The sequence below is a fragment of the Emticicia soli genome, assembly GCF_037860775.1.
Lineage (GTDB): Bacteria > Bacteroidota > Bacteroidia > Cytophagales > Spirosomataceae > Emticicia > Emticicia soli.
This window is the reverse complement of the sequence record NZ_JBBEWC010000009.1, coordinates 219,514-240,653: the sequence shown is the minus strand read 5'-3', so window position 1 is coordinate 240,653 and position 21,140 is coordinate 219,514. Positions and strand designations below refer to the sequence as shown.

Genomic DNA, 21,140 nt, shown 5'->3' with positions numbered 1-21,140 from the left:
TAAAGCATGATTTCTTGCAAATCATGCTTTTTTATTATAATTTGACACCAGATTTTACAAAAACCTATTCAACCTCGTACCATGAACCAATACCTGAACCGTCGTGATTTTGTTAAGCTCGGAGGCTTAGCCACTGCTGCCGCTCTCCTACCCGGGCTAAGCTTTGGCAAAAACGATGAAATAATTATAGGCCACAATACACACAAATACCGTGTAAAAACGGGTTGGGGTGTATTAGATGCTGCTAAAAACCCTGTAAACGACTGCCACGAAATGGTAGAAGACTCAAAAGGAAGGCTGATAATGCTAACCAATGAGACCAAAAACAATGTATTGGTATACGATAAATCGGGTAAATTACTTGAAACCTGGGGAAATTCTTATCCGGGTGGGCATGGTCTAACCATTGCCGGCCAAGGTAGCGACCAGTTTTTACTGATTTGTGACACAGACCGTCATCAGGTTATTAAAACCGACCTGAAAGGCAAAGAAATATTTAAGATAGATTATCCGAAAGAAACAGGCGTTTACGATTACCCAAACCAATTTAAGCCAACCGAAACGGCTGTAAACCCTGCCAACGGAGATATTTATGTGGTTGATGGCTATGGACTCAACTACGTAATGCAATACGATGCTAAAGGTAAGTTTATCCGCCATTGGGGAGGCAAAGATATGTTTAAATGCAACCACGGAGTAATTATTGATTCTCGTAACAAGAAAACCCCGACGCTATTAGTTACATCAAGGGTAGAAAACTGTTGGAAAAGATTCACTTTAGATGGTAAATACCTTTCAACCATTGCATTGCCGGGTACATTTATCTGTCGCCCTGTTATTAAAGGCGAAACACTTTTAGGTGCGGCCTATCGCTCTACCTCTGGCGACATTGCCAACTCAGGTTACATTACTATTCTGGATAAAAACGACCGTGTAATATCAACTCCGGGTGGAAGCGAACCTATCTATACCGATGGCAAACTGGGTGAGCAACGTAAACAAGACCCATTCAATGTTTTTATGCATCCGCATGATGTGTACATGGATGCCGATGATAACATTTATGTGCCGCAATGGAACTCTAAAAAAACATACCCTATCAAATTAGAACGTATATAGATTTATCTATACCAACAAACAGAAACGGTGCAGAGGTCTCTGCGCCGTTTCTGTTTATTAGGCTAACCCATTGATAATCAGCCTAAAATTTATTCAGGCGCTTGTTATGATATTTTATAAAAATTAAAGAACTTTGGTCTACTAATCTTAAATTTAGCCATGATAAAAACTTTACGACTCTTTTGCTTTAGTCTCACATTAAGCTTGTGTCTGTCTCAAGCAGCCAACGCACAATCTACAACTATTACCCCAGGTAATAACCAACCTAATCTGACGGCCACCTCAACTAATAATGGTGTGTTGGTTCCCAAAATTTCTCTTACAAGTAATCTTAACTCAGCTAGCCCGGTTACAAATCCTACAGCAGGCCTTTTAGTTTATAATGTCGGCGCAAATCAAATCAATGGCTTTTATTATTGGACGGGCTCTACATGGCAGTTACTAAGCGCTAGTAATCCGCTATCAGCTACAGCTCCTATTAGTATTGCCTCTAATAATGTGAGGCTCAATGCCGGCACAGCAGCAGCGCAATTATTAACCTGGAATGGTAATAACTGGGTGAATACAAACCCTAAGCCTAACACTACTATTGACAACCATCAACCTTATTTAGGGCTTAATTTCTGTATTGCATTACAAGGAGTGTTTCCGCCAAGAAACGGTCCGGAACCTTATGTAGCAGAAATTTCTATTTTTGGTTTTAATTTTGCCCCAAATGGCTGGGCTATGTGCAATGGCCAACTTTTACCTATTTCTCAAAACACAGCACTTTTTTCGTTACTTGGTATTACTTATGGCGGCAATGGACAAACTACCTTTGCATTGCCCGACCTGAGAGGAAGAGTTCCTGTTCATTTCGGACAAGGCCTAGGCTTAAACCCAATATATTTAGGTGAAGTAGGTGGAACTGAAACAGTAACTTTTGATAATAAATATTGAAAACGGTGTTAAAATATTCGTTACATAAAGCCTGTATTTGCTTACAGGCTTTTTTTGGGTTTTGTAACTTGGTTGCCGCTCAAACCAATAAAAACGACTGGGTTTGGGAGCAAATAGGCATCAAACCTGATGCGCCATTACTTGTGCCAAAAAAGGAAATACTGATTGCTATTATTGATGATGCCTTTGACCTCAATCATCCGTTTTTAAAAGCTTATTACTACAAAAACCCGAAGGAAATACCGGGTAATAATATTGATGATGACAACAATGGTAAAACCGATGATGCTATAGGCTGGGATTTTTCGGATAACGATGCAAACGTGAATCCGCCAATGAATGCAATAGAACGCTTCTCGCATGGCACTAAAGTGGCCGGAATTCTGGTGCAGACTTTACAGAAACTCTGCGAAAAGAACTCATCTTTTAAAATTCTTCCCATTAAAACCGCTTCTGATACACGAAAAAGTAATTATATAATTGATGGATATTCAGGCATAAACTACGCCTTAGTGCAAAAAGCAGATATAATTATAACTTGTTGGAGTGGCGGAGAATTTGATATTGAACGAGAAAATATTCTGAAAAAAGCGCAGAGTCAAGGCACCCTTCTCATTTGTTCAGCAGGTAATTTTTATGCTGATAAACCACTCATGCCCGCAGCCTTTCCGTGGGCAATTGCAGTAGCTGCCCTTGATAAAGCCAAGCATAAATATGTAGTTTCTAACTATGGCACTTTTATTGACATATCCGCTCCGTCTGACTCTATCGCTACTGTTTATCCCTTAGAAAAAGGCTTTAAGCACCAACTCTCTGCTACTTCGGCAGCTACCCCTATAGTTGGTGGCGTGGTAGCAGCTTTTATGGCAGCTTATCCTGAATTAGAAGCACAAGATTTTGACCGTTTGCTTAAAAATACCGCCCAGCCCATTGAAAAATACAATGCTTTGCACGCAGGGAAATTAGGTGCAGGTTTGGTAAATGTTGGTAATCTTAGAAATTATATAGAAACCAAACAGCTATCCAGTCGTTTTATTCAAACAAAGGCTTATCTGCCCTTATGGCAAGATAAGACTAAAGAACTGACATTTAATATAACTCCCATAGGAAAATATCCTACTTACAAACTTTTGTTATCTCAGCCATTAATCGGCAAGAATACGATTGATGTTTCTCTTTTTAATAATACCCAGAAAAAAGATACGACACTTACAAGCACGCAATTGTCTCAACCTTATGTTTTTCAGGCTGATTCGTTTCAGGTACATTTAGCAAGCAAGCCATTTAAAGGTAAAAATACTTATCTGTATTACGAAGCACAACCCATTGACTCGAGCATATTGTATTGCCATGATAAAATATTGATAAAGGGCGAAGAAGGCTATATTGAAGATGGAAGTGGCGATGAAGATTATGCCAATCGGTGTAGTTGTAAATGGCTGATTGAAGTGCCCAAGGGCAAAAAAATCAAAATAGATTTTGAAGCATTTGATACTGAAGCTAAAACAGACCAGGTTTATTTTTTTGCTGATGATGGTACCGAACACCCGATTTTAGCCATTTTCAGTGGCCCTGATATTCCGCCTGTTATTACGAGTTGGTACAATAAAATATTGGTGTGGTTTGTGAGCAACGAATCTAAAAGCCATAAGGGTTGGCGGCTACACTACCAAGCCATTGACGACAAATAGCGTTTTCTTGTACCCATGCAGCTTCTTTAATTCTACAAAGCGCATTTTTAGTCGTATCTTTGCGGTATGAATTACTTCAAAAAATTACTTGACTTACTCAGAATTGAGCGAGAAGAAGACCACAATCAGTATAAAAAACTAACCGAACAAAGCTCTGTTGCCGAGCGTAGAGCCAATGGCTTAAGCTGGTACCCAATTGCCATAAGAGGGATGGAAATGAGCCGGGGCGACTACTTAACAGTAGAAATTGAGCGCACTACACATCAGGATATTGCTCATCAACTAAGAACCGGAATGCCCGCTGTGCTTTTCAGCAACCATGATGCTAAAAACGACCGTGTTGAGGGTACTATCTCCCATCAGCATAACAATCGCTTAAAAATTACCCTACGCACCGACGAGCTACCGGAATGGAGCCGTGATGGCAAGCTAGGCATAGATGTACTATTTGATGATAATAGTTACGACGAAATGCAGGATGCGCTCAAACAAGCATCTGGCATTGCCGAAAAAAATGAATCGAAACTTGTAGATATATTGATTGGCGAAAAAACGCCTACTTTTCATACAGAAAAGCCTCAGTTTTTTGCCAAAAATCTGAATGATTCGCAACTGGGAGCAGTAGAAAAAATATTACAGGCCAACGAACTGGCTATTGTACATGGCCCGCCGGGTACGGGTAAAACCACTACCCTTGTGCAAGCCATTAAAGCACTCATTAAGCAAGACAATAAACAGATACTGGTAGTTGCACCAAGCAATACAGCCGTTGATTTATTGAGTGAGAAACTACACTTAGAAGGGCTGAATGTTGTACGTGTAGGAAACCCAGCCAAAGTAACTGAGCGATTAATGTCTTTGACGCTAGATAGTAAAATGACCGACCATCCACAAATGAAAGAGGCTAAAAGGCTCAAAAAGCAGGCGCAGGAATACAAAAACATGGCGCATAAGTATAAGCGTAATTTTGGAAAATCGGAGAGAGACCAACGCAAATTACTTTTTGACGAGGCACACAAAATAATGAAAGAGGTTGGGAATTCAGAGCAATACATTATAGATGATATAGTAACCAAAGCACAGGTAATTACGGCTACATTGGTAGGTTCAAATAACTATACGATACGAAACCTGAAGTTCCAGACCGTGATTATTGACGAAGCCGGACAAGCCCTTGAACCTGCCTGCTGGATACCAATTCTGAAAGCGCAAAAACTGGTTCTGGCCGGAGACCATTGCCAACTCCCCCCTACTATTAAATCAAACGAAGCAGCTAAACAAGGTCTTGCTACTACCCTACTCGAAAAACTTGTGGCTTTACACCCCGAATCGGTGGTTTTATTGGAAGAACAATACCGTATGAACGAGCAGATTATGGGCTTTTCATCTAAGGTATTTTATGAAAACCGTTTAAAGGCAAATGCGGCAGTAGCCAAGCATCTATTGTTTGATAATGATACTCCTATTGCGTTTGTAGATACTGCCGGGTGTAGTTTTGATGAAAAACTGGAAGGCACAAGTACCACTAACCCCGAAGAAGCTGTTTTTTTATTTAAGCATCTTCATCTGCTGGTTAGTGAACTTAAAAAGCACTACAAAAAGGACAACTTCCCTTCGATTGCCATTATTTCTCCTTATAAGCAGCAAATCAACTTGCTTCAAGAGCAACTAGTGCACTCGCCTGATTTGCAGGATTATCTATCTAAAATATCGGTAAATACAATTGACAGTTTTCAAGGGCAAGAGCGAGACATTGTGTATATAAGCATGACCCGTAGTAATACCGAAGGAAGCATTGGTTTTCTATCAGACATACGACGCATGAACGTAGCTATGACCCGTGCCAGAAAAAAACTTGTTATCATAGGTGATAGCGCCACTTTGGCATCATTCCCATTCTATGCCGATTTCATTGCATACGCCGAACAACTGAACACCTACCAAAGTGCCTGGGAATTTATGGAGTAAATTATGTTTCATTATATCTCAACCACAAATTGCTCGGCGGGCCGTTCAGGGATAAATTTAGTTACTGCTTCTTTTATTTCCTGCTTTAGTACCTCGAGCAATTTGGTTTTGATAAAATGCCTGTAAGTAACCAAACTAATTTCACGCACAGGCACAGGTGACATAAACTCCCGTATCTGGCTTTTCTTTTTTTCATCAAAATTATGAATAGCCAACTCAGGAATAACCGTAATCCCCTTATTGATTTCAACTATTTTCAGTAACGATTCAATACTACCTGCCTCATACTCCAGATTTCCTAAATCAGTATTTTTCTTACGCAATTCACATAAATTCATCATCTGTGAGCGTAAACAGTGCCCCTCTTCTAATAACCAAAGGCGATTAACATCAATATCTTCGGGCAAAATATATTTCTTATTAAGCGTCTCTTCATTGCCTGAAACAAATGCCACCAGTTTCTCATAAAACAATGGATGCTCTTTCATTCCATCGGCAGCTATTGGTGTAGCCATAATACCTACGTCTATCAAGTCATTACTTAATTGTTCAAGAATCTGGTTAGTATTCAACTCACTGATTCTGATTTTTACCTGCGGATATTTCTTCAATAAATCGTATAAAAACAAAGGCAACAGATAAGGTGCTAATGTAGGAATAATACCTATTCTGAGCTGCCCTTGCACTTCGTTTTTAATGCTCTTGGCAACTTCTTTTAATTGGCCTGTTTCTCTTAAAATCACCTGCGCCTGTGCTATTATTTTCTTGCCAATATCAGTAGGCACTACAGGTTGCTTGCTCCTATCGAAAATGATAATTTCCAGCTCTTCTTCCAGTTTTTTAATCATCATGCTCAATGTTGCCTGTGTTACAAAACAAGCATCAGCAGCTTTCAGAAAATGGCGATGTTTATCAACCGCCACTATGTATTCTAATTGTTGTAAATTCAAGACGTATAGATATTGTTTATACAAAGGTAAGAAGTATAAATTTAATTTAATATGTCATTTTACTATGCTTTACATAACAAAAACACTTGTCCATAATTGAACAAAAGATGTCCGATTTCGGACATTCCTAAGCCATCGACATATCTATAAGAATCTCATAATCAATAGTTTATGCTTTTTGGTATAAGGTTTGTAAATATTAATAAACAAAACCTGTTTCTTTATACAAAATTATGATAAGCAATTACTTAAAAATCGCATGGCGAAATTTGTGGAAAAACAAAACTTTCAGCCTTCTTAACATTCTGGGATTAGCTTTGGGTATGGCCTGTAGCCTTTTGATTATGCTTTGGCTACAAGACGAAATAAACAAAGACAAATTTCATAAAAATGGCAGCCGACTGTATCGGGTAATGGAAAACCAGTTTTATGCCGGAGAAACCGTTACTTACGCCTCAACACCGGGGATTTTATCAGAGCATATCACAAAAGATATTCCTGAAATAGAAATGGCAAGCCAAATGCTTTGGCAAGAAATGCCTCTATTTACAGTAGGCGACCGATTTGAAAAGGAAAAAGGACGCTACGTAAACGGCGATTTCCTGAATATGTTTACGTTTGAACTCGAAAAAGGCGATGCCCGCACAGCACTTAAGCGCCCTGATGGTATTGTTATTTCTAAAAAAGTAGCCGAAAAGTATTTCCCCAATCAAGACCCACTCGGCAAAACCATCAGAATAGATAACCGTGATGATGTGATGGTAACAGGTGTACTAAAAGACATTACAGACAAGTCGTCACTAAAGTTCGATTTTCTGATGAGCTTTGAGCGTTGGCTTAAAAACAACGAATGGGCAAAACAATGGGGTAACAACGGGCCACGTTGCTACGTAATGCTCAACAAAAATGCTTCTCTTGACAAAGTACAAGCCAAAATAAAAGGGTATATCAAGGAAAAAAATAAAGGCAGCAATGTAGAGTTGTTTTTGCAACCTTACGAAGACGCATATCTTTACTCAAACTACAAGGCCGGCGTACTAGATGGTGGTAGAATTGATTATGTAAAGATGTTTACAATCATCGCCATTTTTATTTTGGTAATTGCCTGTATCAACTTCATGAATCTGGCTACGGCCCGCTCTATTAAAAGAGCCAAAGAAGTAGGTGTACGCAAAGTAGTAGGCGCCGTGAAGTTTTCTTTAGTAGCTCAGTTTCTGGGTGAGTCGCTGATTATTGCTTTTCTGAGTTTGATTTTTGCGATTTTCATCGTTTTCCTGATGTTGCCTGCATTCAACACGCTCACAGAAAAACAATTGAGCCTTGATTTTACCGACCCTATTTTCTTGTTGATTCTACTTGGATTAACTATCGTAACAGGCTTGGTTGCGGGTAGTTATCCGGCATTGTTTATGTCGTCTTTAAGACCGGTAGTAGTTCTGAAAGGTGCTTTGAAATTCAAACCAAGTGCTACCTTATTCCGTAAAGGGCTGGTTGTTTTCCAGTTTGGGCTTTCTATACTGCTTATTATTGGTATGTTGGTGGTGTATCGCCAGATACAATATATACAAACAAAAAATCTGGGTTTTGACCGAGAAAACCTATTGTATTTTTCGCTTGAAGGTGATTTATCAAACAAGTTTATCACCTTTAAACAAGAGCTAAGCAATATGCCAGGTATTAAGTCGGTAACCTGTTCGCAGGCTGACCCACTTCAAGTTGGTAGCTCAACACAAGGGGTAACCTGGAGTGGGAAAGATACTACCAAGATAATCTTGTTTTCACAGAATCAGGTGTCTTACGATTATCTGACAACGATGGGTATTAAACTAAAAGATGGGCGTGATTTTTCTACCACTTATAGTACAGATACCTCAAACTATGTCATAAACGAAGAGGCCGCCAAGAAAATGGGCATGACAAACCCCGTGGGTAAAGAAATGACCATGTGGGGTCGCAAAGGCACAATTGTAGGCTTAGTGAAGAGCTTCCATATTAATTCTTTGCATGAGAGCATTCCGCCTTTGATTTTAAGCTTACAAAGAGGCAGCGAAAACTCTGGGCAAATAATTGTGCGCACGCAACCGGGCCAAACCCGTGAGGCTATTGCCAGCATGGAGAAAGCCTACAAAAAATTTAATCCACGTTTCCCGTTCCAGTATAATTTTACTGACCAGGAATTTGCCAATCAGTACAAAGGCGAAAACGTAGTAAGTAAACTGGCCAATTATTTTGCATTCTTAGCCATTTTTATCTCTTGTCTTGGTTTGTTTGGTTTAGCTATGTTTACAGCCGAACAACGCACAAAAGAGATTGGCGTGCGCAAAGTTCTTGGCGCAAGTGTAATAAATATTACGGCCATGTTATCGAAAGACTTTTTGAAATTAGTGCTTATTGCAGCATTAGTAGCATTTCCGCTAGCGTGGTATCTGATGAGTAATTGGTTGCAGAAATACGCTTATCGTATCGAAATCCAATGGTGGTTTTTCTTGGTGGCGGGTTTAATAGCTACTGTAATTGCCCTATTAACAGTTAGCTATCAATCAATAAAAGCAGCATTAATGAATCCTATAAAATCTCTTAAATCTGAATAGCAAAGGGCACAGGGCAGAGCGCATGGGGTAGCTTCCTCTATGCACTTCGCCCTTATTTCTTTGCCCAAAACCAACGAAGCATGGCACATATAGCTATCCCGATTCCCTCGCTTCCAGGCAAGCAGGAAATCGAAATCGAAGTTACCATTAATGGCCTAAAGCAACAATTGCATTACCGTGTTGAGTTATTCTATTGGGACGAATGTGAGTTCCCGACAGTTGACCGAGCCGAATGTATCAGAAACTTGTTGTCGAGGTATGACCAGGACTGGACACTCTATTACATCGGTTCACCAACCGAAGAGTTTGTACCAATTACTTTTGTAAAAAGAGCAGATTTACCGCTTCAAAGAAAACTAGTAGGCGTAGAATTATGAAATAATTTTACAAATCAGATTAACCTTTATTAAACGCAACAGCTATTAAAAGCATCCTTCCATGATAAAATATGAAAGGATGCTCTATTCTTATTTTCTCTTCTTATACACATCAATATGATCGGCATCGCCAATCAGAAAGCCATAAGGTCTTAATCCTTCTATCGAATCAAAAATAACCTTGATAATAGCCGTAATCGGTAAAGCCAATACTAAACCAGATAGCCCCCACAGATTACCGAAGACAATTAAAGCTATAATTGCCGACATTGAGTTGATGCTCACCTTTGAGCCCACCACATAAGGCGTAATGAAATTGCCTTCTAAAAATTGTACCCCGCCAAACAAAGCACCTACCCCAACTGCATACCAGGCCGAATCTTTTGTGATAAGCGCAAATAAAATTGGCAACAAAGAGCCTATTGCTATACCAATGTATGGCACAAGTACAAGAATGGCAGCAAAAAAACCAAAGAAAAAGGCATGGTCGATGCCTAAAATAAATAGGCCCAGCGTATTAAGAATGCCTATGATACCAATTACAATAATAAGCCCTACTACATAGTTTATTACAACATCTTTTACTTTCTTCAGCACCACATCTACTCTGTGGTTACTTACAGGTTTCAAAGCCTTATAGAAAAACACCCGTATGAAATCACGATACAACAACAATAAAAACACATATAGCGGAATCAGGGTCAGGTTACCTAATAATCCTGTGGTGGTAGAAAGCGTATTTGTAATTAAGTCACTGTTATTTTTCAAAAATTCGGTCAGGTACTTTTGCCCTTCAATACGTTGTTTAGTACGGCTGATATGAAAAGTATCCCGAATCATGAATTGCAAATTCCGATACCATTTCTCGGCTTTCTCTGTTAATTGAGGCCATACTTCTTCAAGGTCCATTATCTGTACATAAACCACATAAAAAAACAAACTTACAAAGGCTAATGTAAGTAAAATAGCCAAGGTAATAGAGAGCCAACGTGGGCAGCCGTATTTCTCCAGAAAATGACAAACCGGTACTAACAATAAAGCGATTATCCCCGAAAAAGTAAGCGGGATGAGCAAATCTCTTAAAATATACATTCCGTAAATAATTATTACCACGGAAATAAGCACATGCGCAAGGCGTGTAAAAAAGGGCTGTGGGCGGACTTGCATAAGAATAGGTTAGAAATTATTTGGAGACTATTTATAAGTACCTGTTTTCAAACAATCCAAAATTAGCTAACTTGTTGACCAAATTCAAAATTTTAGAAAACGTTTTAAAATTCTTCCTGCAAATTCATGCTTCTCTATAAATTTTACATGCTTCTGTTTTCGATGAAAATCGCTCTTTGTAATTGTCATTCCGAAATAAATAAGAGTGGGTTTCATACGGCTAAAAGGCAATATACTATTACTAAAACAGGGCGTTTGCCTAAATGTATCAACGAAAACTCAGGTCTTACGCAAGCATGGCAAGCAGACTATTATTGGACTCATAACGATAGCGGCGGCAGTAATGAATTATATATGATTGACAAAAGAGGCTACATTTTTGATACATTGTTTGTAAACGATTCGAAGAATATAGATTGGGAAGAATTGACCAAAGACGACCAAGGGAATATCTACATCGGCGATTTTGGCAATAATAGTCAGGCTCGTAAAGACCTGACCATCTATAAGCACAAAAATAATACAACCGAAAAAATTACTTTCCGTTATGCTGACCAAACTGATTTTCCGGCCAAGCAACGTATTTTTGATTGCGAGGCTTTTTTCTGGTTTAAGGGCAACTTGTATCTGTTCTCAAAAGACTGGTCAAATAAGCACCTAAGCAAAATATACGTAATACCAGACAAAGCCGGAGATTATAGTGTAAGCCCTAAAGATAGTGTATTTCTGAAAAGCCCTGTTACAGCCGCCGACGTAAGTCCTGATGGAAAAGAATTTGCTTTACTTTCTTATGGCAAAATATTCACCTTCGAGATTGTGAATAACGAAATAAATTTCTCAAAACCGAAAGGCTGTATTAAAGTAGGCCGTAATCAGTTAGAAGCCCTTAATTATACCAGCAACTCTGACTTTATTATGACCAACGAACAACGTAAGATTTATACGGTGGTTAAGAAAAGTAAATAGTCCTCCTACTACAAATGTTTCACTTCTGCATTTTGAATAGGCCCAAAATTACGGTAAGCAACATAGAAGCCTAAAATAACGAAAGCATAAGTAAATGTTAGTTTAAATGCCATCGGATTTTTGAATTGATGCATTACCCTTCCAACAAACCACGTTGGCTCGCTGAATAAATCCCAGCTATTGAGGCGGCAGTATCTACCTAAGTAAATTCCGAAGCCTAATAAAACAAGGCTACCTACTATCATTCCCCAAGATTGGATTTTACCAAAACCTATTTCAAGGCTTTGGTGAACCGTGTTTAAAGAAACCAAACCAATTAATAAACCAGTGATAGCGAATGTAAAAATCAGCAAGCTATCAAACCAAAGGATATTCTGAGAATAGTCTTTCAAATGCAGTAAATCGGTGATGATATACGGAGCATTAGGAAAAAACAATAGCCATAATATAAGACATGAATAAGCCAATGGTAATTGTCTTTGCACCATAGCTCTATGACTCAACTGAGCCAACAAAAGAGGAATCCAGGCTAAGAAAAGATTCCATAGCAAAAAGCTATATTTTAAATCATCTTTTAATATAATACGAGCCGTAATAAATATACTGCATAAGACAGTTAAAAAGATTAAGCCTTTTGTTGTGCGGCTGATACTTATAGTAGACATAGCAATAGTTCTTCAAAATTGTTACCTGATGACATAAGACCTCTAATCTAACACTAAAATTTGATAACAATTCGTTTCTCTAAAAAACTTTAAATTTTCTCAGAATATTGCTATCTTGCATAATAAATATTATGCAAGCATACTATAATGGAAACCTACGGCAAAATACTTAACATTGCTATGCCTATATTTTTGGGCTTGGTTTTGTTAGAAAAACTTTACGGCTGGTTCACAAAAAAAGAATCATTCAAAACAATGGATATGCTCTCGAGCATGACCTCAGGCTATACCAATATCATCAAAGATGTGTTAGGTTTAAGTATCTCTTTACTTACCTACGAGTACATGGTGAAGCATTGGGCTATTTATAAAGTAGAATCAACCATTTGGGTATATATCATTGCATTTATAGCCTTAGATTTTTCAGGTTATTGGGTGCACCGCCTGAGTCACCAAATCAATTTCTTCTGGAACAAACACGCTATTCACCATAGCAGCGAAGAGTTTAATCTGGCCTGTGCCCTGCGCCAGAGTATCTCAACGTTTGTAAATCTTTTTACGGTGTTCTTATTGCCTGCCGCCCTTTTAGGCGTAGATGGTAAAGTAATAGCTATAGTAGCACCTCTGCATTTGTTTGCACAGTTCTGGTACCATACGGTTTATATTGGCAACATGGGTTTTCTTGAAAAAATCATTGTTACGCCTGCACACCACAGAGTACACCACGCCATTAATCCTGAATATCTGGATAAAAATCACTCGCAGATATTCATCATCTGGGATAAACTCTTTGGCACTTTTCAGGAAGAATTACCCAACGTGCCACCAGTATATGGCATTACCCGCCCTGTTAGCACCTGGAATCCGATTAAGATTAATTTTCAGCATTTGTGGCTATTAATGCAAGATGCTTATAGAACTGATAGCTGGCGAGATAAATTCCGCATCTGGTTTATGCCAACAGGCTGGCGCCCTGCCGATGTGATTGAAAAATATCCGATAGCTAAAATTGAAGACCCTTATAATTTTGAGAAATACGCGCCAAAATCATCGTTGCTTATGCAAACCTGGATTTGGGTACAGTTTCTCTTTACGTTTGCATTGGTTAGCTATTTCTTCGCTAATCTTGCTACAATTGGCAGCCCTAATATATTTATCTATGGTGGCTTTTTGTTCCTGATTGTATTCAGTTATACCGAACTGATGGACAGAAACCCTTATGCTTTGCTTTATGAAACAATAAAGAATATCGTAGGCTTTTTGATTATCTATCAGATGGGCGATTGGTTTGGTATCAATGCGAAGTTGCCTTGGGCTACGGTTGCTATTGCCTCTTACTTTATCGTTTCTAACTTAGTAACAGCCTATTTTGTATGGTTTGATATTCGGAAAGATAGCACCATAAAAGAAGTAGTTTTCTCAGAAATAGCGCAATCTTAATATGCATTCTATAAAAGCAACAGAGCCGCAGATAATCAATCTTGCGGCTCTGTTGCTTTTATGTATGTCCGGATACTATTTTGCCTTTTCAAATAGCTTTTTGTAACCATGTTCGTAGCCCTGCTTGATTACTTCTTTTATATCAGCCGAATTAAAATCGGTCAATTCAAGGTTAATTGGGTCGTCTGGGCGTATAATAGTCAGGTTTATTTTTCTTGCCAATTTAAATGAGCCGATGCTCATATAATTTTCGGCATAGTTTTCGGCCCATTCCAGATCACTATTCTCAAACTGATTTACTGTAATATCTTTTACACGCTCTATCAGGCTTAAAAAACTTCTGTAATTAAAATGCTCTAAAGGTTTATGTTTTGGGTGCGTAGCAATGCAATATATTTCGGTGGCGCCATCTTCAATTGCTTTTTTTACAGGCACAACTTCTCTAAGCCCTCCGTCCATGTACACTTCACGGTGGTCTCCTCCTATTTGTATGGCCGGCATAATAAAAGGCAAAGAACTACTAGCCCGAAGATAATCCAGAAAATGCTGCTCTAGTGGGTCGGCATAGTGCATTTGCCCTGTATTTATATTTACCGCCCCTACTTTAAGATAAACAGGGCTGCGGCGAAGCATATTAGAATTAAGGTATTTTTTTAGTTTATCGTGCAGTGGGTTGGTATCAATCAAACCATCAAAACGGCTCATGAGGGTATCAATGCCGAGCGAGAATCTTGATTTCAGGATACCTATATCAGAGGGCTTAGTAATGTTTTCAAGCCAGAATCTTAAAAGTTTTTTATTAACTAAATCCCAGTTGATTTCGCCTTTTTCAACATATTGTATTCCTGCTTCGTTTACCATAAAACTTGCATTGAGTGCACCTGCAGAAATACCATAAATCATTTCGGGCTTAAAACCTGTTTCTAAAACTGCCTGAATTGCCCCTACTTGCCATGCTCCTTTGAGCGAGCCACCGCCTAAAACTAATGCCTTCATGAATAGTGGTTAAAATTGAATAAGCGAGTTAGTTAATAATTCATAAAGATTCAAATATACCGTACAAAATTAAATTTGGCTATCATTTATAACAGTTTTATATTTGAAACAAATTTCAAAGTTACAAATCACTTCGGCTCGAATATTTTTATTTATTGATGTTGAATTTTTAAAATTAAGATAATTACCAGTTTTTTTTGGATAAAACCGCTAATATTATTACAATTTATATAATTCTGCATTAAAAATCAGATTTCGGTCGTAACATTGTATTATTAGGGTAAGCTATTACTTACTCATGTCTTCATGTCTTTAAATATAAAGCAAATACAGGCTCCTATCGAGCAAGAGTTAAAGGTTTTTGAGAAGAAATTCCGTCAGTCAATGAAAACGGATGTGATGCTTCTTGACCAGATAATGAGCTATATCGTACACCGGAAAGGTAAGCAAGTACGGCCAATGTTCGTTTTTCTGATGGCCGGTACTGTGGGTACTATCAGTGAGTCAACACATAGAGGTGCGGCCATGATAGAACTATTGCATACTGCCACGCTGGTGCATGATGATGTAGTTGATGATTCTAACTATCGCCGTGGATTCTTCTCGATTAATGCCCTCTGGAAAAACAAGATAGCTGTATTAGTAGGCGACTACCTGTTATCTCAGGGCTTGCTGCTTAGTGTCAAAAATCAAGAATTCTATTTGCTCGAAATTATGTCGACGGCTGTTAAAGAAATGAGTGAGGGCGAGCTCTTACAAATGGAAAAGGCACGTAAACTTGATATAACAGAAGAGTTATACTACGAGGTTATTCGTCAGAAAACAGCTTCTCTTATTGCCTCTTGTTGTGCCGCAGGTGCTGCCTCGGTAGGTGCCGACGAAGAAACCATTGCCAAATGCAAATTGTTGGGTGAAAAAATAGGTATGGCGTTTCAGATAAAAGATGATTTGTTTGATTATGGCGATGCCGAAATAGGCAAACCAACGGGCATTGATATTAAAGAGAAAAAAATGACGCTACCGCTTATCTATGCTTTAAATCATGCGTCGTGGTCTGAAAAAAGAAAAATTATTAATCTTATAAAAAATCACTCCGAAAACCCTAAAAAAGTGGAAGAAGTGATTAATTTTGTAAAAAGTTCGGGAGGTATTCAATATACAACCGAAGTTATGAAAAGATATGTAGACGAAGCCAAAGAGATTCTGTTTACATTCTCTGATTCTACATTCCGCCAATCTTTACACGATTTAATTCAATTTACAATTGAACGAACTAAATAAATAGAATATTTGATATATACTATTTATTTCATTTTTACAAACCTTACAATACGTGCAATTCATACAGAAAAACCAATTCAGAGCATACATTTTGTATATTCAGGAAATTCCATTTTTCTTATAAAATCAAAAAAAACTAAAAATACAATATATTTTAAATTTTCAAAATAAAATGAAAATATATTTTTACTTCTTCTCTCTCCTCAGTTATTGCTCTCTTTCATTCGCTCAAAATTCACCTTCTCAGAAGATAGACGCCAATAGAATCACCGATTATTTATCCCGATTACCTGCATCTTTCAAAGTTACAATGGCCGTTGAGAGCATCTCAGGCGAAAAACTCTATACTTTTCGCCCGGAAGTAACCGTTCCCTCAGCAAGTGTGATAAAAATACCGATTCTGATGGAATTGATGGAGAAGGTGAAATTAAACCAGATTAATTTAGATAAAATACATACCATTAAAGCATCAGATAAAGCAGGCGACCCAAGTATAATTGGCAATATGCCTGATGGCACCAAAATTAGTATCCGAGAGTTGGCGTGGGAAATGATACATTCGAGCGATAATACAGCTACCAATATTCTGATTAAAGAAGTAGGCATGGAGGCCGTTAATCAAAATTTAATGCGTTTAGGTAGTACAAAAACAAGGTTGAATCGTATAATGCTTGATACACTGGCAGTAAAACAGGGGCGCCAGAATTACGTAAATGTGCTGGAGGTTAACGATTTGTTACGAAAAATTTACGAGAAAAAAGTAGCAACTCCGGCCTTATGCGATGAGATGATAGCAATACTAAAGAATTGTCGGGACAGGAGTACTATTCCAAGAAATTTACCTAAAGATTTACCTATTGCACATAAAACAGGAGAGCTGACCTACGTACGTGGCGATGCCGCTATTGTCTATACAAAGCAACCTTTTATTATCTCAGTTTTTGTAGAAGGCTTCAAGGAAGTTTCTCAAGCCGAGCAGATTATAGGCGACTTAGCCCAAATCTGCTGGGAGAATTTAAAAAAATAGTTCTACTCTCGTTTTTTAGGTTCGTATTTTCGGGGAGCATATAAAAAGCCAAATGCCTCTGCACCGTTTTTGGTATGTACACGATGATGCACATAGTGCGCATTGATGATTCTCTTGAGATATTTGTTTTTGGCCACAAACTTTATTTTTATTCTACGATGCACGATAATGTCATGGAATAAAAAATAAGCTATGCCATAACAGGTAACACCAGTACCAATCCAGGTAAGGTACCAGAACTCAGGATTGATGTTACCATAAATTATACTCGAAGCCGCAACTACACTAAATACCAAAGCATAGTAATCGTTTTTCTCGAAAAAGCCTTTGTGATGCTGATGATGATCCTGGTGCCAGTTCCAGCCAAACCCATGCATGATGTATTTGTGTGCAAACCAAGCCATAAACTCCATGAAACCGAATGTACCCACTACAATTAATGCTTTTATTAATAACATTTTAATGCTTTTGTTTAAGGTTAAAATCTATGAAATAGTCCAATTTGTCTTTTTAACACAAAATTAGCATCGAATGTTTGATTTTGCTTCAATAAGATTTCTAATTTTGAAATCTATTTCACCCGTAACACCAATAATATTCTATAAACAACAAATTTTTCACAATGAAACGTCTCACATACCTACTACTCTTACTCAGCCTACCCATTTTTGCTCAGAAAACGCAAAAGGCTGCCGCACCTACCAAACCTAAACTGGTTTTAGGAATCATGGTTGACCAGATGCGCTACGACTACCTATACCGCTTCTATGACAAATACAGCGAGGGTGGTTTCAAAAGACTCATGAACAAAGGCTTCAACTGCCGAAACAACCACTACCACTACGCCAGCACCATAACAGGCCCGGGCCACGCTGCTGTTTATACGGGGTCTGTTCCGGGAGTAAATGGTATCATAGGTAACGATTGGTATGACCGTTTTCTGGGCCGAACAGTATATGTGGCAGAAGATACAACGGTAACAGCCGTAGGAACCGACATAGCAGGTACAGAAGGCAAACGCTCGCCTGTAAACATGAAAACAACTACCATTACTGACCAATTGAGATTGGCTACGCAATTTCAGTCTAAAGTAATTGGTATTGCAGCCAAAGACCGTGGTGGTATTTTACCAGCAGGGCACTCAGCCAATGCGGCTTATTGGTTTGATGGTAAGTCGGGTAATTGGATTACGAGTACTTATTACATGAAGGAATTACCGCAGTGGATGAAAGATTTTAATGCTCGTAAACTGCCTGATTTCTATAAATCACAAAAATGGGAAACTTTGCTTCCTATTGCGCAATATACCGAAAGCGATGAAGATAACCAGGAATATGAAAACGTAATGCCAGGCGAAAAACTTCCGGTATTCCCGCACGCAATCAATAGCAATACTGCTATTCTTACTTCACCTTTTGGTAACAACATGACCAAAGAGATGGCTCTGGCTGCATTGAAAAATGAAAAAATGGGACAAGGAGCTTTCACTGATTTTCTATGTGTGAGCTTCTCATCGCCTGATTACGTAGGCCACGCAACCGGAACACACTCTATTGAAGTAGAAGACACTTACCTGCGCCTTGACCGTGACATTGAGGAGATTCTGAACCACCTTGATGCTACTTTGGGTAAAGGAAATTATACCGTTTTCTTAACTGCTGACCACGCTGCGGCCGATATTCCTGCTTTCCTGAATAAAAACAAACTACCGGGTGGTGTTTGGTTAGGAGCCAAAGAAGTAAACTACCTGAACGGACAAATGGTAGAGAAATTTGGTGCAGGTAAATGGATATTATCTACCGATAACTACCAGATTACTTTGAACCGTGAGTTAATGAAACAAAACAAAGTTGGGTACGACGAATTATTCAAATTGTTTACTGACGAACTTATCTCACTGGGTTCTCCGGTTTATCAGGTTGTAAACTTCCATAACATGGCTAATACCGTTATACCTCCATTCTACAAAACATTGGTTGAAAACGTGTATAACCCAAAACGTAGCGGTGACTTTATGGTATTGCTAGAGCCGGGTTGGTTCCATAGCGGAAGCAAAAAAGGTACAACGCATGGCACAATGTGGCAGTATGACCGCCACGTACCGCTATTGTGGTATGGCTGGGGGATTCCAGTTGGTGAAACCACTGAGCAAACTTACATTGCTGATATTGCTTCTACTTTGGCCGCTCTGCTTAAAATACAAGAGCCAAGTGGTTGTGTCGGGCACCCTATCCAACCGATATTGAAAAAATAATCAATAGGCCTGCCTTTGTAATTAAACCATCATAAAACGTTCTTTTAGATGAAGAAAGATTTTTCTTTCAATCTAAAAGAACGTTTTTTATTTATATTTGAGCAACCCCAAACTATATTATTTGCATCTATTACCAAACAACCATAATTCTATGAGACTAATATTAAGCACAGCTTTTCTTTTGTTTTCGCTTTCTACTTTCGGGCAATCAAGCAAACGCCTGATTATTGAGGTCGGTAAGCTATACGATTCAGAGCAAAAGAAATTTCTTACCAATCAAAAGATTCTGATTGAAAATGGCCGTATAAAAGACATTGGCTCACATATAGGAAAAAAAACTAATATTGAATACCTTGATTTAAGCCAATGCACCGCTACCCCCGGCCTGATAGATATGCATACCCATTTACTACTCCACCAGAAACAAACTGGCGATGGAATGGTAATAGCCTCTAAAGTACCTGCCGACGAACGCATAAAACAAGGCTTAGGGTTTGCCCGTGAAAACTTAGCATCTGGCCTTACTACCGTTCGTGACTTAGGAAATTCTGGTCAATACCTTGATATTGCCTTAAAAAAGCAACTGGCAAAAAGTAAAACGCCTACCCCTACCATGTATGTATCTGGGCCTATTATAAGCCCACCAGGTGGACAGTTCAGTAAAATGGCTCCTGCCGACAGTTTTGTAATTAAACAAGAATACCGGGTTGTAAAAGGAGCACAAGATGCCCGTGAGGCAGTACTTGAACACATAAAACAAGGCGTTGATGTGATTAAGGTATGTATGAATACCGATAATAGGGTATTAGCGCCTGACGAAATTGCCACTATTGTAAAAACTGCTCATGAAAAAGGCATTCCGGTAACGGCTCATGCCACTTTTGATGAGTCGGCACGAGATGCTGTAAAAGCAGGTGTAGATGGCATTGAGCATGGCTATATTCTATCAGATAGCACGCTGATGCTCATGGCTCAAAAAGGCACATATCTTGTACCAACAGACGTAACCAGAGAACAGGCCAGAATTCTGGTAGAAGGTATTGGCATGAAAGGCAAAGAAGGCGAAGATTATGCAAAGAGCTTTCTGGATGGTGTTCACGACCGCTTAAAGCGTGCAGTTAGCAAAGGTGTAACAATTATTGCCGGTTCCGATTATTACAATGATATTCCGGCTATGCCACGTGGTAAAGGTGCTGTTGGTGTGATACTATCGTATCATGAAGCAGGAATCCCTGTGAATGAAGTATTACAATATGCAACCTACAATGCAGCTAAAGCACTAGGAGCTTCTGAAAGCATAGGTAATCTGAAAAAAGGTATGAAGGCCGATATAGTATTCTTTAACGGAGATTTAGAAAATGATTTCGGCCATGTGTTATTCGATGTAAAGATGGTGATGAAAGATGGCGTTAGTACGTATCCGAAAGGGAAAGCTAATGCTTCTAAAAAGTAGGAATTATTCATAAAGCGAATTTAAAAGAACAATAAAATGGGCGAATGGCTTCTTAGCTATCCGCCCATTTCGGCTTTATAAACTCGCCTTTATCATTAAATGATGTAAGTCTTGATGATGTTTTCTTGAGCCTTGTTTGCCTTTCCACATAAACAAGCCTTGTTGTAGCTTAGAACGCCCTGTATCATTTCTTGACACAACAACCAATCTGTTTTTACGGTCAACAATCATAAACTGGCCTCCCCAGCCAGATACG

At 38.7% G+C, this 21,140-nt stretch carries 16 protein-coding genes and 1 pseudogene; 12 read left to right on the top strand and 5 right to left on the bottom strand.

Going from position 1 to position 21,140, the window contains the following annotated elements:
• The first annotated feature begins 81 nt into the window (after nucleotides 1–81).
• From WAE64_RS16330 to WAE64_RS16315, 4 genes and pseudogenes are all read left to right on the top strand, one after another.
• Nucleotides 82–1,119, top strand: a complete 1,038-nt coding sequence (locus tag WAE64_RS16330) for a 6-bladed beta-propeller (RefSeq protein ID WP_340238379.1) — start codon at nucleotides 82–84, stop codon at nucleotides 1,117–1,119.
• Nucleotides 1,120–1,761: 642 nt separating this feature from the next.
• A pseudogene (locus WAE64_RS16325) lies at nucleotides 1,762–2,040 on the top strand (phage tail protein); the annotation flags it as partial.
• Between the two features lie 23 nt (nucleotides 2,041–2,063).
• Nucleotides 2,064–3,749 (top strand): S8 family serine peptidase, encoded by a 1,686-nt coding sequence (locus WAE64_RS16320; protein ID WP_340238515.1) that lies wholly within the window; start codon nucleotides 2,064–2,066, stop codon nucleotides 3,747–3,749.
• 66 nt (nucleotides 3,750–3,815) lie between these two features.
• Complete coding sequence (locus tag WAE64_RS16315; RefSeq protein ID WP_340238376.1) at nucleotides 3,816–5,717, top strand: AAA domain-containing protein; 1,902 nt, start codon at nucleotides 3,816–3,818, stop codon at nucleotides 5,715–5,717.
• 11 nt (nucleotides 5,718–5,728) lie between these two features.
• On the opposite strand, the gene WAE64_RS16310 is transcribed toward WAE64_RS16315, so the two are convergent.
• A complete protein-coding gene (locus WAE64_RS16310) occupies nucleotides 5,729–6,667 on the bottom strand; it encodes a LysR substrate-binding domain-containing protein (protein WP_340238373.1) in 939 nt (312 codons plus the stop codon).
• Nucleotides 6,668–6,900: 233 nt separating this feature from the next.
• Between WAE64_RS16310 and WAE64_RS16305 the strand changes: the two genes are divergently transcribed.
• Both WAE64_RS16305 and WAE64_RS16300 read left to right on the top strand, forming a co-directional pair.
• Nucleotides 6,901–9,258: an ABC transporter permease gene (locus WAE64_RS16305; protein ID WP_340238371.1), complete on the top strand. Its 2,358-nt coding sequence runs from the start codon at nucleotides 6,901–6,903 to the stop codon at nucleotides 9,256–9,258.
• An 80-nt stretch (nucleotides 9,259–9,338) separates the two neighbouring features.
• Nucleotides 9,339–9,635, top strand: coding sequence for a hypothetical protein (locus tag WAE64_RS16300; protein ID WP_340238369.1), 297 nt, complete (start codon nucleotides 9,339–9,341; stop codon nucleotides 9,633–9,635).
• A gap of 90 nt (nucleotides 9,636–9,725) precedes the next feature.
• Here WAE64_RS16300 and WAE64_RS16295 read toward each other — a convergent pair whose 3' ends face one another.
• On the bottom strand, nucleotides 9,726–10,802 hold the full coding sequence (locus WAE64_RS16295) for an AI-2E family transporter (RefSeq protein ID WP_340238366.1): 1,077 nt from the start codon (nucleotides 10,800–10,802) through the stop codon (nucleotides 9,726–9,728).
• A gap of 162 nt (nucleotides 10,803–10,964) precedes the next feature.
• Here WAE64_RS16295 and WAE64_RS16290 point away from each other — a divergent pair, with 162 nt between their 5' ends.
• Entirely contained in the window at nucleotides 10,965–11,768 is an 804-nt protein-coding gene (locus tag WAE64_RS16290; RefSeq protein ID WP_340238362.1) for a hypothetical protein, read from the top strand.
• Between the two features lie 8 nt (nucleotides 11,769–11,776).
• Here WAE64_RS16290 and WAE64_RS16285 read toward each other — a convergent pair whose 3' ends face one another.
• A complete protein-coding gene (locus WAE64_RS16285; RefSeq protein WP_340238359.1) occupies nucleotides 11,777–12,433 on the bottom strand; it encodes a DUF1361 domain-containing protein in 657 nt (218 codons plus the stop codon).
• 147 nt (nucleotides 12,434–12,580) lie between these two features.
• Here WAE64_RS16285 and WAE64_RS16280 point away from each other — a divergent pair, with 147 nt between their 5' ends.
• Complete coding sequence (locus WAE64_RS16280) at nucleotides 12,581–13,873, top strand: sterol desaturase family protein (RefSeq protein ID WP_340238356.1); 1,293 nt, start codon at nucleotides 12,581–12,583, stop codon at nucleotides 13,871–13,873.
• 75 nt (nucleotides 13,874–13,948) lie between these two features.
• On the opposite strand, the gene WAE64_RS16275 is transcribed toward WAE64_RS16280, so the two are convergent.
• Nucleotides 13,949–14,869, bottom strand: a complete 921-nt coding sequence (locus WAE64_RS16275) for a patatin-like phospholipase family protein (protein WP_340238353.1) — start codon at nucleotides 14,867–14,869, stop codon at nucleotides 13,949–13,951.
• A 306-nt stretch (nucleotides 14,870–15,175) separates the two neighbouring features.
• On the opposite strand from WAE64_RS16275, the gene WAE64_RS16270 reads away from it, so the two are divergent.
• Both WAE64_RS16270 and WAE64_RS16265 read left to right on the top strand, forming a co-directional pair.
• Nucleotides 15,176–16,150 (top strand): polyprenyl synthetase family protein, encoded by a 975-nt coding sequence (locus tag WAE64_RS16270; protein WP_340238351.1) that lies wholly within the window; start codon nucleotides 15,176–15,178, stop codon nucleotides 16,148–16,150.
• A gap of 172 nt (nucleotides 16,151–16,322) precedes the next feature.
• A complete protein-coding gene (locus WAE64_RS16265) occupies nucleotides 16,323–17,177 on the top strand; it encodes a serine hydrolase (RefSeq protein ID WP_340238349.1) in 855 nt (284 codons plus the stop codon).
• A 2-nt stretch (nucleotides 17,178–17,179) separates the two neighbouring features.
• On the opposite strand, the gene WAE64_RS16260 is transcribed toward WAE64_RS16265, so the two are convergent.
• Complete coding sequence (locus WAE64_RS16260) at nucleotides 17,180–17,635, bottom strand: sterol desaturase family protein (protein ID WP_340238348.1); 456 nt, start codon at nucleotides 17,633–17,635, stop codon at nucleotides 17,180–17,182.
• 164 nt (nucleotides 17,636–17,799) lie between these two features.
• Here WAE64_RS16260 and pafA point away from each other — a divergent pair, with 164 nt between their 5' ends.
• Together pafA and WAE64_RS16250 are read left to right on the top strand one after the other, a co-directional pair.
• Complete coding sequence (gene pafA / locus WAE64_RS16255) at nucleotides 17,800–19,431, top strand: alkaline phosphatase PafA (RefSeq protein WP_340238345.1); 1,632 nt, start codon at nucleotides 17,800–17,802, stop codon at nucleotides 19,429–19,431.
• A gap of 151 nt (nucleotides 19,432–19,582) precedes the next feature.
• Entirely contained in the window at nucleotides 19,583–20,884 is a 1,302-nt protein-coding gene (locus WAE64_RS16250) for an amidohydrolase family protein (RefSeq protein ID WP_340238343.1), read from the top strand.
• The last annotated feature ends 256 nt before the right edge of the window (nucleotides 20,885–21,140 follow it).

What these genes read in the sequence shown, in the direction of transcription:
- WAE64_RS16250 (WP_340238343.1), top strand. Translation starts at nt 19,583, where the DNA reads ATGAGACTAATATTAAGCACAGCTTTTCTTTTGTTTTCGCTTTCTACT.
- WAE64_RS16305 (WP_340238371.1), top strand. Translation starts at nt 6,901, where the DNA reads ATGATAAGCAATTACTTAAAAATCGCATGGCGAAATTTGTGGAAAAAC.
- WAE64_RS16300 (WP_340238369.1), top strand. Translation starts at nt 9,339, where the DNA reads ATGGCACATATAGCTATCCCGATTCCCTCGCTTCCAGGCAAGCAGGAA.
- WAE64_RS16285 (WP_340238359.1), bottom strand. Translation starts at nt 12,433, where the DNA reads ATGTCTACTATAAGTATCAGCCGCACAACAAAAGGCTTAATCTTTTTA.
- WAE64_RS16260 (WP_340238348.1), bottom strand. Translation starts at nt 17,635, where the DNA reads ATGTTATTAATAAAAGCATTAATTGTAGTGGGTACATTCGGTTTCATG.
- WAE64_RS16315 (WP_340238376.1), top strand. Translation starts at nt 3,816, where the DNA reads ATGAATTACTTCAAAAAATTACTTGACTTACTCAGAATTGAGCGAGAA.
- WAE64_RS16330 (WP_340238379.1), top strand. Translation starts at nt 82, where the DNA reads ATGAACCAATACCTGAACCGTCGTGATTTTGTTAAGCTCGGAGGCTTA.
- WAE64_RS16280 (WP_340238356.1), top strand. Translation starts at nt 12,581, where the DNA reads ATGGAAACCTACGGCAAAATACTTAACATTGCTATGCCTATATTTTTG.
- WAE64_RS16295 (WP_340238366.1), bottom strand. Translation starts at nt 10,802, where the DNA reads ATGCAAGTCCGCCCACAGCCCTTTTTTACACGCCTTGCGCATGTGCTT.
- WAE64_RS16290 (WP_340238362.1), top strand. Translation starts at nt 10,965, where the DNA reads ATGAAAATCGCTCTTTGTAATTGTCATTCCGAAATAAATAAGAGTGGG.
- WAE64_RS16275 (WP_340238353.1), bottom strand. Translation starts at nt 14,869, where the DNA reads ATGAAGGCATTAGTTTTAGGCGGTGGCTCGCTCAAAGGAGCATGGCAA.
- WAE64_RS16265 (WP_340238349.1), top strand. Translation starts at nt 16,323, where the DNA reads ATGAAAATATATTTTTACTTCTTCTCTCTCCTCAGTTATTGCTCTCTT.
- pafA (WP_340238345.1), top strand. Translation starts at nt 17,800, where the DNA reads ATGAAACGTCTCACATACCTACTACTCTTACTCAGCCTACCCATTTTT.
- WAE64_RS16270 (WP_340238351.1), top strand. Translation starts at nt 15,176, where the DNA reads ATGTCTTTAAATATAAAGCAAATACAGGCTCCTATCGAGCAAGAGTTA.